The sequence below is a fragment of the Acidocella facilis ATCC 35904 genome (genome assembly GCF_000687875.1).
GTDB lineage: Bacteria > Pseudomonadota > Alphaproteobacteria > Acetobacterales > Acetobacteraceae > Acidocella > Acidocella facilis.
The window spans coordinates 179,814-192,323 of record NZ_JHYG01000002.1 but is presented as its reverse complement, the minus strand read 5'-3'; the positions used below and the strand labels follow the sequence as shown (position 1 = coordinate 192,323).

General features: G+C 63.5%; 13 protein-coding genes. 7 read left to right on the top strand and 6 right to left on the bottom strand.

Going from position 1 to position 12,510, the window contains the following annotated elements; genetic code table 11:
• The first annotated feature begins 1 nt into the window (after nucleotide 1).
• Both T331_RS0103350 and T331_RS0103345 read left to right on the top strand, forming a co-directional pair.
• Nucleotides 2-859: an amidohydrolase family protein gene (locus T331_RS0103350; RefSeq protein ID WP_026439024.1), complete on the top strand. Its 858-nt coding sequence runs from the start codon at nucleotides 2-4 to the stop codon at nucleotides 857-859.
• A 49-nt stretch (nucleotides 860-908) separates the two neighbouring features.
• A complete protein-coding gene (locus T331_RS0103345; protein WP_026439023.1) occupies nucleotides 909-1,589 on the top strand; it encodes a type 1 glutamine amidotransferase domain-containing protein in 681 nt (226 codons plus the stop codon).
• A 106-nt stretch (nucleotides 1,590-1,695) separates the two neighbouring features.
• Here T331_RS0103345 and T331_RS0103340 read toward each other — a convergent pair whose 3' ends face one another.
• Complete coding sequence (locus T331_RS0103340; protein ID WP_026439022.1) at nucleotides 1,696-2,709, bottom strand: WD40 repeat domain-containing protein; 1,014 nt, start codon at nucleotides 2,707-2,709, stop codon at nucleotides 1,696-1,698.
• Nucleotides 2,710-2,863: 154 nt separating this feature from the next.
• Between T331_RS0103340 and T331_RS0103335 the strand changes: the two genes are divergently transcribed.
• From T331_RS0103335 to T331_RS17170, 5 genes are all read left to right on the top strand, one after another.
• On the top strand, nucleotides 2,864-4,225 hold the full coding sequence (locus tag T331_RS0103335; protein ID WP_026439021.1) for a hypothetical protein: 1,362 nt from the start codon (nucleotides 2,864-2,866) through the stop codon (nucleotides 4,223-4,225).
• Between the two features lie 244 nt (nucleotides 4,226-4,469).
• Nucleotides 4,470-5,849: an aspartate aminotransferase family protein gene (locus tag T331_RS0103330; protein ID WP_008494895.1), complete on the top strand. Its 1,380-nt coding sequence runs from the start codon at nucleotides 4,470-4,472 to the stop codon at nucleotides 5,847-5,849.
• Nucleotides 5,846-7,210: a glutamine synthetase family protein gene (locus tag T331_RS0103325; protein ID WP_008494894.1), complete on the top strand. Its 1,365-nt coding sequence runs from the start codon at nucleotides 5,846-5,848 to the stop codon at nucleotides 7,208-7,210. Before T331_RS0103330 ends, T331_RS0103325 begins: the two co-directional genes overlap by 4 nt.
• Nucleotides 7,203-8,297, top strand: a complete 1,095-nt coding sequence (aguA, locus tag T331_RS0103320) for an agmatine deiminase (RefSeq protein ID WP_244876881.1) — start codon at nucleotides 7,203-7,205, stop codon at nucleotides 8,295-8,297. Before T331_RS0103325 ends, aguA begins: the two co-directional genes overlap by 8 nt.
• A gap of 111 nt (nucleotides 8,298-8,408) precedes the next feature.
• Nucleotides 8,409-9,773: an APC family permease gene (locus T331_RS17170; RefSeq protein WP_051622078.1), complete on the top strand. Its 1,365-nt coding sequence runs from the start codon at nucleotides 8,409-8,411 to the stop codon at nucleotides 9,771-9,773.
• 42 nt (nucleotides 9,774-9,815) lie between these two features.
• Here T331_RS17170 and T331_RS0103310 read toward each other — a convergent pair whose 3' ends face one another.
• From T331_RS0103310 to T331_RS0103290, 5 genes are all read right to left on the bottom strand, one after another.
• Nucleotides 9,816-10,271 carry a hypothetical protein gene (locus T331_RS0103310; RefSeq protein ID WP_026439018.1) on the bottom strand — a complete coding sequence of 152 codons (456 nt, stop codon included), beginning with the start codon at nucleotides 10,269-10,271 and terminating at the stop codon, nucleotides 9,816-9,818.
• A complete protein-coding gene (locus tag T331_RS19375) occupies nucleotides 10,268-10,696 on the bottom strand; it encodes a transglycosylase SLT domain-containing protein (protein WP_081822106.1) in 429 nt (142 codons plus the stop codon). Before T331_RS19375 ends, T331_RS0103310 begins: the two co-directional genes overlap by 4 nt.
• A gap of 158 nt (nucleotides 10,697-10,854) precedes the next feature.
• Nucleotides 10,855-11,484, bottom strand: coding sequence for a DNA oxidative demethylase AlkB (alkB, locus tag T331_RS0103300; RefSeq protein ID WP_026439016.1), 630 nt, complete (start codon nucleotides 11,482-11,484; stop codon nucleotides 10,855-10,857).
• 3 nt (nucleotides 11,485-11,487) lie between these two features.
• A complete protein-coding gene (locus T331_RS0103295) occupies nucleotides 11,488-12,315 on the bottom strand; it encodes a PhzF family phenazine biosynthesis protein (protein WP_026439015.1) in 828 nt (275 codons plus the stop codon).
• Nucleotides 12,315-12,500, bottom strand: a complete 186-nt coding sequence (locus T331_RS0103290; RefSeq protein WP_026439014.1) for an HIG1 domain-containing protein — start codon at nucleotides 12,498-12,500, stop codon at nucleotides 12,315-12,317. Before T331_RS0103290 ends, T331_RS0103295 begins: the two co-directional genes overlap by 1 nt.
• Nucleotides 12,501-12,510: the final 10 nt, after the last annotated feature.

Here is a 12,510-nt window from a genome sequence, read left to right as displayed (position 1 = left end):
CATGACCGACCTCGCCACGCTGATCAGCGAACCCAAGATCGATACCCATCTGCATCTGCTCGACCCGGCCCGCCATGGCTATGCGGCCGAGACCGGCTATCACCCGGCCGGGCAAGAGCTGTGCACGCTGGATTATCTGCGCCCGCTGCTCGCCGCGCATGGGGTGGGCAAGGCCGTGCTGGTGCAGCCCACCTCCGGCTATGGCCCGGACAATACCGCGCTGCTGGAGGCGCTGGCGGCATCCAACGGCGCCTGGCGCGGCATCGCCGTGCTGGCGCCGGATATCTCCTTCGAGGCGCTTGCGGCGCTCAAGGCGGAAGGCATCGTCGGCGCTGCCTTCCAGATGCCCGCCCACCCGCCCGGGCATTTCCGCGCCCATGCCGGGCTGATCGAGAAGCTGGCGGCGTTGGACATGGTGCTGGATCTGCAATTCGAGGGTGAGCAGGTGTTCGAGGCGATGGCGCTGATCGAAGAGTCCGAGGTGCGGGTGGTGATCGACCATTGCGGCTGCCCGGACCTCGCCGCCGGGCTGGATGGCTTCGCCTTCCGCGCCCTGAAATGCCTGGCCGAGCGCGAGGCACCGACCTGCATCAAACTCTCCGGCCTGCATAAATTCGCCGCCTTCCCCTGGCCGTTCGAAGGCGCGCATGGGGTGGTGGCCGAGCTGCTGCGCGCCTTCGGGCCGCAACGCTGCCTCTGGGGCTCGGATCTGCCTTATCTGCGCCTGCCGGAGCGGCTGGATTACGGCATGTCCCTGGCCCTGGCCGGCCAGCTTTTCCCGGACCCGGCGGTACGGGCGCAGGTGATGCACGAGACCGCCGAAAGGATGTTTTGGAATCATCACCGTTCAATGCCTTGATCGGCCAGTGCCAAACGCCAACATGGCGGGCTTGCATGGAGTATAACTCATGAAAATCTTGTTGGTTCTCACCTCCCACGACAAGCTGGGCAATACCGGGAAGAAAACCGGCTTCTGGCTTGAGGAGTTCGCGGCACCCTATTACATATTCAAGGATGCCGGGGCTGAGATCACCCTTGCCTCCCCGGCTGGCGGCCAGCCGCCCCTGGACCCGAAAAGCGACCTGCCTGAATTCCAGACCGAGCTGACCCACCGCTTCAAGGCCGACCCCGCCGCGCAGCAGGCATTGGCCAATACAGTCAAGCTGGACAGCGTGAAGCAGGATGATTTCGACACCGTGTTCTACCCGGGCGGCCATGGCCCGCTTTGGGACCTGGCGGAATCACCGGCCTCGATCAGGCTGATCGAGAGCTTCGAGCGCGCCGGCAAGCCGATCGGGTTTGTCTGCCACGCGCCGGGCGTGCTGCGCCATGTGAAGTCTGCAAACGGCGACGCGCTGATCAAGGGCCGCCATGTTACCGGCTTCAGCAATAGCGAGGAAGCGGCGGTGGAGCTGACCGATATTGTGCCCTTCCTGATCGAGGACGAGTTCAACGCACTCGGCGGCCTGTATGAGAAAGGCCCGGATTGGGGCGTGCATGTGGTCCAGGACGGCAAGCTGGTTACGGGCCAGAACCCGGCCTCCTCCGAAGATGTCGCGAAGGCTTTGATTAGAGCAATATGTGTTTAGATTGACGCGGCAGCGTCAAGATAAACACATGAAATGGCTCGCCGATATAAAAATTAGAGCCAGCAACTTTATCCGATCAAACGATTCCGTTTGATCGGATGTTGCTCTAACCATTGAAATCCACAATCGCAGCGAAGCCTTCTTCCGTGCCGAAGGCGAGCTGCGCGCCGTTCTGGCTCCAGCCCAGCGCGCTGACACTGCCGCGCCCCGGCCCGCACACCGCCAGCACCCGCTCCCGCCCCACATCCGCCACCAGCACCATGCCGGTATTGAACCCGGCCGCCACCACCTCATGCTGCGGATGGCAGGCGACGCGCTTGATCACGCCATCGCCCATGCCCAGCTCCATCGGCGGCTTACCCATCGGCCCGCCGCCGAAGAAGGGCCAGAGCACAATGCTCTCCGCCCCGGCGGTCGCCAGCCATTTGCCGGATTTGGTGAAGCCCAGCGATTCCGGCTTGGAGGGATAGCCGGACATGCGCATATGCTTGCCCCCCGGCAGCGTCCAGCCATGCAGGGCGTTCTCCTGCATCGCCGTCACCAGCGCCTCCCCGGCCGGATGGATGGCAACGCCGGTATGGCTGCCCTTCCATTCCAGCTTCGGCGACACCAGCGAACCGGAAGCGGTGAACCACAAACTCGCCCCGTTATAATGCGAGGCGGCGACGCGCTTGCCCTTCGCGTCAAAGGCAATGCCGGTGACGGTGGAGGGGTGCGCGATCTCTTTCAGCACCTCACCGCCCGGGCTCAGCAGATACAGCATCTTGCCCACCGCGGCCGCCAGCAGCGGGCTTTTGCCGGCGAAGGCCGCCAGCTGCTCCACCCATTTGGAGCCGAATTTGTGCAACTCCTGGGTGCCGCCATCCGGCCTGGTCCAGACCAGCCGCCCATCATCGCCGCCGGTCACAAAGCCGCCCTGCGGATGCGCTGACAGGCTCAGCGCCGCGCCGTCATGCGCGGCGATGCTCTGATGATCGGGCCCCAGCCGCAGCGTGCCGTCGCCGAGGGCAAAGCCGGGCAGGCCGGAGGCGTCGAACGCCAGGGCGGTGACATAGGCGCCGAATTGGGCGGAACGGCCGCGCTTGCTCAGCAGCTCGTCGAGATCGGTAAGGTCGGACATGGCCCTTGTCTTGCCCCGCCCGGCCCGGGCGGGCAAGGGGCGGCTTTTTCCCGTAAAGATGATGGGGTTTGCGCCATATCAAGGCCAACAGGGCGAAATGGGAGGATGGCAGGCTTGGCTTCACGATCATAACCAAACAGCCAGGAGACGCGCGATGCGCCGCTTCATCACCTCCACCACCGCCTTCAGCCTCGCCGGGCTGGCCGGGCTGCTGGCCTTCAGCCGCCCCGCCCAGGCGATTCCCGCCTTTGCGGCGCAAACCGGCCTGGCCTGCGCCGCCTGCCATATCGGCTTTCCCCAGCTCACCCCGTTCGGGCGGCTGTTCAAGCTGGAAGGCTACACGCTGGGTGACCAGACCTACCCGCGGGCGCATAATTTCTCCGCCATGCTGGAGGCCGGCTATACCTATCTGAACAAGAGCGTGCCCGGCGGGCTGGCGCCGGATTATCCGCCCAATAATGCCTGGTCGATCCAGCAGACCAGCCTGTTCTATGGCGGTGTGCTGGATAAAAATCTCGGCCTCGGCGCCTTCATCCAGGGCACGTTCGACGGCGTGGCGCACCAGTTCCACTGGGACAATACCGATATACGCTTCGCCCAGAGCGCCAAGCTGGCGGGGCGGCAGATCCTCTATGGCGTCACCTTCAACAACGCGCCGGGCCTCACCGATGTGTGGAACACGCTGCCGGCCTGGGGCTATCCGTTCATCCCCGACGAGCTGGGCGTCTCGCCCACCGCCGGGCTGCAGATCAGCGGGCTCGCGCAAAGCGTCGTCGGCGTGGGCGGCTATGCGGCCTATTACCTGACCCCGGCGGACATGCTCTATGGCGAGTTCGACGCCTATAAATCCCTGCCCAACCACACCGCCTACGCGCTGGGGGTCGGCCCCGCCAACGGGGTGGGCGGCACCATTCCGTATTGGCGCCTGGCCCTCCAGCATAGTGTCGGCGAGAATTCCTACGAGATCGGCACCTCCGGGCTGGTCGATCATCCTTATCCCAGCGGCTTCAGCCATGGCCCGCAGGATGACATCACCGATCTCGGGCTGGACGCGCAGATCCAGCACATCACCGCCAACCAGGCGATCTCGCTGCAGGCCTCCTGGTATCATGAGAGCCAGCATTGGGGGGCGAGCTTCCCGGCCGGCAACACCGCCAACCTGAACGATACGCTGAACCAGGAAACCGTCACGGTCTCCTATCTCTGGCACCAGATGTTCGGCGCCACCGAATCCTTCACCAATATCGCTGGCAACGCGGATTCCGGGCTGTACGCCGCCGCCCCCATCTCCGGCAACGCCAACGGCAAGCCCAACACCGCCAGCTTCACCACCGAGCTGGATTACTACCCGTTCAACAAAGGCGGGCCGAAATTCTTCCCCTGGGTGAATGCGAAATTCTTCCTGGAGGGTACAATCTACCCGTATTTCAACGGGCTGGCGCATAATTACGACGGCAATGGCCGCTCGGCCGCGAATAACGACATCGTCTTCGGCGGCATCTGGCTGGTGTTTTAAGCCTCGGCCCCCGTCCGCCTCCCGGCGGGCGGGGCGTGCTGTTATAAAAATTTCTTGATAGGTTTTTACCGCCATGCCAGATTTGGGCATGGTTTCGGCAGCCCTACCACCTGCGCTTACTTTGCAAGCAGAGTTGCTTATCCTCTGCGCACGTATTGGCTTCAGCCCGCCCCGGTTCTGAGTTTCCCCCTGCCCGAACGGGGAGTTTGGGCATTTTCATATTCAGAAATCATCGGAGCCCACTATGCTGGACAACCTCACCCACGGCCTTGATTGGCAGGCGCTGGACGCCGCCCACCATTTTCACCCCTTTACGGACCATAAGGAGCTGCACGAGCAGGGCGTGCGGCTGATCACCAAGGCGGAAGGCGTGTATCTGCACGATTCCAACGGCAACAAGATCATGGACGGCATGGCCGGGCTCTGGTGCGTCGCCGCCGGCTATGGCCGCCAGGAGCTGGTCGAGGCCGCCGCCACCCAGATGGCGAAACTGCCCTATTACAACACCTTCTTCAAAACCACGAACGAGCCCGCCGTGCGCCTGGCCACCAAGCTGGCGGAAATCTCCCCGGCCGGTTTCGAGCACGCGTTCTTCGCCTGCTCCGGCTCCGAGGCGGTGGACAGCGCCCTGCGCACCGCGCGCGTGTACTGGCAGACGCTCGGCAAGCCCGAGAAGAAGATCATCATCGGCCGTGAATATGGCTATCACGGCTCCACCACGCTGGGCGCCTCCGCCGGCGGGATGAAGGACATGCACCGCCAGGCCGGCGACATGCCGAATTTCGCCCAGGTGCTGCCGCCTTACTGGTACGGCAAGGGCGGGCAGATGAGCCCGGAGGAATTCGGCCTCTACGCTGCCAAGGAGGTCGAGAAGAAGATCCTCGAACTCGGCGCCGAGAACGTCGCCGCCTTCATCGGCGAGCCGATCCAGGGCGCCGGCGGCGTACTGATCCCGCCCGCCAGCTACTGGCCGGAGATCAACCGCATCTGCAAACAGTACGATATTCTGCTGATCGCCGACGAGGTGATCTGCGGCTATGGGCGCACCGGCAACTGGTTTGGCAGCAACACATTCGGCATCGAGCCGGACATGATGACCACCGCCAAGGGCCTCACCTCCGGCTATCTGCCGCTCTCCGCCCTGCTGATGAACCGGCGCGTCGCGGATGTGCTGGTGAATGAGGCGGGCGAATATTATCACGGCTTCACCTATTCCGGCCATCCGGTCTCCTGCGCTGTGGCGCTGAAGAATCTCGAACTCATCGAAAACGAAAATCTCGTCGCCGAGGCCACCCGGAAGGGCGCGTTGCTGCGTGAAAAACTGACCGAGGCCATCGGCGATCTGCCGATTATCGGCGAGATCCGCGGCGTCGGGCTGATCGGCGCGATCGAGCTGACCGCCGACAAGCGCACCCGCAAGAGCTTCGAGAAAAATGGCCGCGTCGGCGTGATCTGCCGGGATCATTCGATCAAGGCCGGGCTGATGATGCGCGCCACCCGCGACACCATGCTGTTCTCGCCGCCGCTGATCATCAGCGATGCCGAGATCGAGCAGTTCGCGGCGATGGCGAAGATCGCCTTCGAGAAGACCTACGCCGATGTGCGCAGCGAGGTTGCGCAATGAACATGCTCGCCAACCCGGAGCTTGAAGCCAAGCTCTCCCTGCTCTCCGGCGCCGACTACATCGAGGCCTTCATCATCGATGTGAACGGCGTGCCGCGCGGCAAATGGCTGCAGCGCGACAAGGCGAAATCCCTGCTCGGCACCGGCATCGCGATTCCGCGCTCGGCCTACCTGCTGGATATCTGGGGCCGCGACATCGTTGAGGGCGGCATCGCCTATGATACCGGGGATCCGGACGGGCTCTGCGTGGCGGTGCCGCATTCCATCACCCGCATGGGCTGGGCGGAGGGCAATGTCGCCCAGGCGCTGCTGACCATGCGCGAGGAGGATGGCAGCCTCTATTACCTGGACCCGCGCGGCGCGCTGGAACGGGTGCTCGCCCGCTACGCCAAGGCCGGGCTGACCCCGGCTCTGGGCGTGGAGCTGGAATTCTATCTGGTCGATTCCCGCCAGAACGGCATGAAGATCGCCCCGCGCGGCGCCGATGAGAGCGGCTGGCGCGGCTGGCAGATCGACGCTGTCGGGCTCGGCGAAGTGCATGATTACGAGACCATCCTGCGTGAAATGATGGCCTGCGCGAAAGCGCAGGACATCATCCTGGAAACCCTCGTCTCCGAATCCGGCCCCGGCCAGTTCGAGGTGACGCTGAAATACTCCACCGACGCGATGCGCCTGGCCGATGGCGCCACCTTGTTCAAGCGCACCATCAAGCAGGTGGCGCGCAAGCACGGGCTCACCGCCACCTTCATGGCCAAGCCCTACGGGCAATGGGCCGGCTCGGGCATGCATGTGCATATGTCGATCCTCGACAATGCCGGCAAGAACATCTTCGTCGGCACGCCGGAGCGCGCCGCACCGGAGCTGTATCACGCGCTGGGCGGCATCATCCACAACATGCCGGATACGATGCTGACCCTGGCCCCGCATGCCAATTCCTATCGCCGCTTCGCGCCCGGCGTGCATGCACCCACCTATGGCGATTGGGGGCATGATAACCGCATGGCCTCGGTGCGCGTGATCACCGCCGACCCGGCGGCCTCGCGCATCGAGCATCGCGTCGCCGGGGCGGATTGCAACCCCTATCTCTCCTTCGCCTCGCTGCTCGGCACCGCGCTCGCCGGGCTGGAAGGGCGGATGGATCCAGGGCCGGAGACCCATGGCACCATCCGCAGCCCCCTGGCGCCGCCCTTGCCCATCGCCTGGTCGGGGGCCGTGGATAAGTTCGGCGCCTCCGCGGCGATGGGCGATATTTTCGGGGCGGAGTTCCAGCGCTATTACACCGCCACCAAGCGCCAGGAGATCAGCGAGCTGCGCAAGCGGATCTCCGATGTGGAATATGACGCCTATCTGAAAAATGCCTGAGGGTGCCATGAACGATGTGATCACCCCGCGTGAGGCCGGCTTTGCCATGCCGGCCGAATGGGCGGCGCATGACGGGTGCTGGATGATCTGGCCGGAGCGGCCGGATAATTGGCGCCTGGGTGCGAAGCCGGCGCAGAAAGCCTTTGTCGCTGTCGCCAGCGCCATCGCCCGGTTCGAGCCGGTGACGATGCTGGTCAGCCACGCCCAGTACGAAAACGCCCGCGCCAGCCTGCCGCCGGCGGTGCGGGTGGTGGAGATGAGCAGCAACGATGCCTGGGCCCGTGACATTGCCTGCACCTTCCTGCTCGGCCCGGATGGAAAGCTGGGCGGGGTGGATTGGCCGTTCAAAAGCTGGGGCGGGCTGTATTTCCCCTGGGACAAGGATGACGCCATCGCCGGTAAGATGCTGGGGCTGGAGCGCGCCACCGCATTCCGCGCGCCTCTGGTGATCGAGGGCGGGGCGCTGCATGTGGATGGCGAGGGCACGGTTCTCTGCGTTGAGCAATGCGTGCTCAATGAGAACCGCAACCCCAACATCACCCGCCAGGATATGGAGCGGATGCTGAAGGATTATCTCGGCGTCAGCCACGTCATCTGGATCGCCGAAGGCGTGCCGCATGACGAGACCGACGGGCATGTGGATAATCTCGTCTGTTTCGTGAAGCCGGGCGTGGTGTTGCTGAGCTGGTGCGACGATCCGGCGGATGAGCATTACGCCGTCAGCCGCGCCGCCGAGGCCGCGCTGCAAGGGGCGCGCGATGCGAAAGGCCGGGCGCTGGTGATCGAAAAAATCCCGATGCCGACGCCGATGTTCTATACCCAGGACGAGGCGGACGGGGTGGATGCCACCGCCTCGGGCATGAACCGGCGCGCCGGTGAGCGGCTCGCCGCCTCCTACGTGAATTTCTACATCGCCAACGGCGCCATCATCGCGCCCGCCTTCGGTGTGGAAACGGACGAGGCGGCACGCGCCGTTCTGGCCAGGCTGTTTCCCGAGCGCGAGATCGTGATGATCCCGGCACGCGAAATCCTGCTCGGCGGCGGCAACATCCACTGCATCACCCAGCAGCAGCCGGCCACGCGTTAAAGCTGCTGTTTTCTGTCTACCACCGTTTGGCCGCAAACGGTGCTTGGCTTTGCCTAAACGCCTTTGATACCATTCCAAAACAACCCTCATTCCCTACGGGGAGGAAGCAGCATGAGCACGAAACTCAAAGCGGATTCGTTATCGTTTTTCGAATCGATCATCATGGGCGTAGCCGGCTCCGCGCCAGGCTTTTCCATCGCCGTCGCCATTGCCGGGCTGCTCGCCACGGCGGGCAGCGTCTCACCCAACGCGCTGCTGATCTTCGCGGTGCCGATGCTGGGCATCGCCGTCGCGTATAAGGGGCTCACGCATAAAATGCCGAATGCGGGCGCGGCCTATGAATGGACGAAATCCGTGTTCGGTGGATTTTTCGGCTATTTCTCCGGCTGGGCGCTGCTGATCGCGGCTCTGGTGTTCATGGTCACCGGCTCGGTGCCGCTGGGCACCGCCACGCTGCAATTGATCGACCCTGATCTGGCCAGCAATGTTCTGCTCACCACCGGCATCGGCGCGGTCTGGTTCATCGTCATCGGGCTGGTGCTGATCACCGGTATCGAGCTGACCAGCAAGATCCAGATGGTGATGAGCGGGATCGAGCTTGGCATTCTCGCCATCATTTGCGTCGCCGCCTTCATCCATAGCGGGCTGCATGGCTCGGTTTCGCCCTTCTCCTGGTCCTGGTTCGGCTTCAACTACCCCGCCGGCAGCTTCGCCGCCTCCTCGCTCAGCGTGGTGTTCCTGTATTGGGGCTGGGACGTGACGGCGAATCTGGCCGAGGAAACCAAGGGCCAGGAGCAGAACCTCGCCGGGCGCGGCGGGTTTCTCTCCATCTTCGCCACCATCGCCTCCTTCGTCGCCTTCACCGTGGCGGCGCTGATGATGTTTTCCCTCAAGGATGCCTCTGGCTTTTCCGATAATCTGATCTATCACGTCGCCGTCGCCGCCGGGCTTGGCAAGGTGGGCGGGTATGGCGCGGCTTTGGTGCTGATCCTCTCCTCCGTCGCCACGCTGGAGACGACGATGCTGCAATTCTCCCGCACCCTGTTCGCCATGGGCCGCGACCGCGCGCTGCCGGGTTATTTCGGCCAGGTGCACGAGAAAACCATCACCCCGGTGCGCACCATGTATATGCTGCTGATCGTCGGGCTGGTGCTGATCGTGATTTCCAGCTTCCTGCCTTCGGTGTCCACGATTTTGAATGACTCGGTCGCCGCCATCGCGGTGCAGGTCTGCTATTATTACGGCCTGGCCGGGCTGGTCTGCGCCTGGGTGTATCGCAAGAGCAGCGGCTTCACCTTCGTGCAATATGTGATCTTCCCGGCGCTGTCGGCGATTGCGCTGATCGGGCTTGGGTTTTACGCGATCACGACCTTCAACATGATCGTCAAGGTCGTCGGCATTGGCGGGCTGGCGCTGGGGATCCTGTTCTACCGGCCGCGGGGCTACAAGCTGCCGTCAATCATCGCGGCGGAGTGAGATGGGAACGGGGCCGAAAGGCCCCGTTTTTATTGCAAACCATCAATTGGCTGGGCGATGCACGGCTATGACGGCATTCTGCACGTTCGCTGGCAGATCGGCATAATCCGCGGTACCATACCAGCGTGTGGAAACCGAGGAACCTTTGGAACTGAAAAAAGCGACCCAAAGATTGGCGCTGGTCTGATCCAGCACGATGGTCACATTGCTGGCCCCGCAATCATGTGCTGTGCAGTAATCAACGAGGATGTAGTGCCCCACCTGCGAAACTTGGTCCGCCAGTTTGTACCTGTTGCTTAGCGCCTGAAAATCGGCGGCGGGCAAAACATGCCGCAGCGTGGAATGAATGGCCGGAACACCCAGCAACTGCGCGCCTGCCGGCCCCAGCTTTTCATCCGGATAATGGCCGATCCAATTGCTTAAACTGCCCCACCCAGTAGCCGCCATGGCTGGCATGGCGCAGAGAATGAAAGCGCTGATCACAATACGACGAATCATGGGTGAATTTGGATCAGACAATTGATCCCCCCTGTCGCTTTTTTCAGGCAGGCTTCACAGGTCAGAATATTATCCACATAGCCATTGCCAGTTCCGTATCCATTCACGCCTGCCTTGATGTCGTTCCCCGCCCGCTTGATACGGATGTCGAGATAAAGTGTTCCACATTGGATATTCAGCGCGTTGTCGGACATGTCTTGCTCTGTGTAATGTTTTGCGTGTTGTCCCAAACTAGCATTCACATCTTTGATCGCGGCCTTGGTCATTTGCATCATTCCGGCAGCGGAGGAGCCTTCTTCATTCCGTCGCGGTCGAAATCCGCACTCTTTCCAAATCTGACAAATAACGAACTCGTCTGATAAAATATTTGAGCGGTTATTTTTGCTCACAAGTTGCCTTATCTCGCTCAGCCTCAGTGCTGCCATGCCGCCCTCTCATTGTCTTTGAATCGTTTGTGACGATGATACTGATTCTATTTCAAATAGAACAACCGCAACGCGAAACATCTATTACCTTTCGAAGACGGCGAATGCTCACCAATGAAAACCGGGCTGCCCTTCACCTCAATTCAGGCCGCCGCCCCCTACATCGCCCGCCTGAGCGTCAAATTCACCCGCGCCGCCCCCGTCAGCGGATGCGTCCCCGCCTTCACCGGCGCAACCCCGTGAAAATACCGCCGCGCCGGCCCGCCCCACACCAGCACGTCACCACTGGCCAGCGCAATCCGCGCCGCCTTGTCCGTCCGCTTCGCCCCGCCCCATAAAAACATCGCGGGCAGGCCCAACGAGACCGAGACGATCGGCGCGGAAAAATCCTGCTCGTCGACATCCTGATGCAGGGACATTTTGGCGCCCGGCTCATAGCGGTTGATCAGCGCCACGTCCGGCGCAAACCCCGCGAACCCGCCGGCTTGCGCCGCGCGCTGGGCCAGATCATGGAAAATCGCCGGCATCATCGGCCAGGGCAGGCCGGTATAGGGGTCGCTCGCCTGGTAGCGATAGCCCTTGGCATCGCTCACCCAGCCCACGGCGCCGCAATTGGTCATGGCGGCACTCATCTCCTTGCCGCCGGGGGTTTTCATGCGCCGGAAGGGGGCGTGGGCGGCGATCTCCCGCACCGCCGCCATCAGCGCGGGCGCGGCCTCGGCCGCGAAGCCCGGCAGGATGGTCAGGCCGGGATGGGCCAGGGTTTCGGGGAACAGATCACCCGGCATGGCTCAGAGGGCGAGCGTGCCGGAGATCACCTCCACGCTCTCCCCGCCGATCCAGAATTCGCCGTCCTCATGCGCCACATGCACCCGCCCGGCGCGGCCCAGAGCGGTGCCCTGCGCGGCGACATAGCGCGAAGGGGCAATCCCCGCGCCAATCAGCCAGCGCGCCAGCCCGGCATTCAGGCTGCCGGTCACCGGGTCCTCCCCGCCGACATCATTGACAAAGCCGCGCACCTCGAAATCCACCCCATCCGCGCCGTGCGGCGCAACAACGCCCAGCTCCATCTCCCCAAGCGCCGCGAAATCCGGCCGCAGCGCCAGCACCGCGGCGCGGTCCTTCAGCAACACGCCGGTCCAGCCGGGGCGGGTGGCGGAGAGCTGGCGCGTGGCGAGAATCTCCGCCGCCGCAATGCCCAACACCGCAGCGATGCGGGATTTCAGCGCCGGCGCGATGTCCGATTGCGCGGCAGGCGGCGCGGCGAAGGCCAAACGCTGCCCGTCGCGGCGGAGTTTCACCAGCCCGGCCTGGCATTGCTGCACGATGAAGTCGCCCTTCGGCACCCCGCCGGCGGCCAGCCAGCCATGGCAGCTGCCCAAGGTCGGATGGCCGGCGAAGGGCAGCTCGGATTTCGGGGTGAAAATCCGCACCTGGTAGTCGGCCTCCAGCGCCGTGGGCGGCAGCAGGAAGGCGGTTTCGCTGAGATTGGTCCAATGCGCGAAATGCTGCATCTCCTCGCCGCTCAGGCCATCAGCGCCATGCACCAGCGCCAGCGGGTTGCCATAGCCGGGGCGGGCGGTGAACACGTCGATCTGGGAAAAGGCAAAACGCGGCATCAGCTGACCATCAAAATCACGACGAGCAGGATCGCCAGCCCCTGCAGCCCCACGCGCCAGCGCATCAGCAGATTGGCGCGGCGCGGGTCGCGGGTTTTGTCGGCCATGCCCAGCACGCCGGCGAGCATCACGCCCACCACCGCCAGCATATCCAACCCCAACAAGACCAGTATGATCCCCCGCATGGCGCCACTA

Excerpts from the sequence above, each read along its gene's own strand:
- T331_RS0103350 (WP_026439024.1), top strand. The coding sequence starts at position 2 with ATGACCGACCTCGCCACGCTGATCAGCGAACCCAAGATCGATACCCAT.
- T331_RS0103345 (WP_026439023.1), top strand. The coding sequence starts at position 909 with ATGAAAATCTTGTTGGTTCTCACCTCCCACGACAAGCTGGGCAATACC.
- T331_RS0103340 (WP_026439022.1), bottom strand. The coding sequence starts at position 2,709 with ATGTCCGACCTTACCGATCTCGACGAGCTGCTGAGCAAGCGCGGCCGT.
- T331_RS0103335 (WP_026439021.1), top strand. The coding sequence starts at position 2,864 with ATGCGCCGCTTCATCACCTCCACCACCGCCTTCAGCCTCGCCGGGCTG.
- T331_RS0103330 (WP_008494895.1), top strand. The coding sequence starts at position 4,470 with ATGCTGGACAACCTCACCCACGGCCTTGATTGGCAGGCGCTGGACGCC.
- T331_RS0103325 (WP_008494894.1), top strand. The coding sequence starts at position 5,846 with ATGAACATGCTCGCCAACCCGGAGCTTGAAGCCAAGCTCTCCCTGCTC.
- aguA (WP_244876881.1), top strand. The coding sequence starts at position 7,203 with ATGCCTGAGGGTGCCATGAACGATGTGATCACCCCGCGTGAGGCCGGC.
- T331_RS17170 (WP_051622078.1), top strand. The coding sequence starts at position 8,409 with ATGAGCACGAAACTCAAAGCGGATTCGTTATCGTTTTTCGAATCGATC.
- T331_RS0103310 (WP_026439018.1), bottom strand. The coding sequence starts at position 10,271 with ATGATTCGTCGTATTGTGATCAGCGCTTTCATTCTCTGCGCCATGCCA.
- T331_RS19375 (WP_081822106.1), bottom strand. The coding sequence starts at position 10,696 with ATGGCAGCACTGAGGCTGAGCGAGATAAGGCAACTTGTGAGCAAAAAT.
- alkB (WP_026439016.1), bottom strand. The coding sequence starts at position 11,484 with ATGCCGGGTGATCTGTTCCCCGAAACCCTGGCCCATCCCGGCCTGACC.
- T331_RS0103295 (WP_026439015.1), bottom strand. The coding sequence starts at position 12,315 with ATGCCGCGTTTTGCCTTTTCCCAGATCGACGTGTTCACCGCCCGCCCC.
- T331_RS0103290 (WP_026439014.1), bottom strand. The coding sequence starts at position 12,500 with ATGCGGGGGATCATACTGGTCTTGTTGGGGTTGGATATGCTGGCGGTG.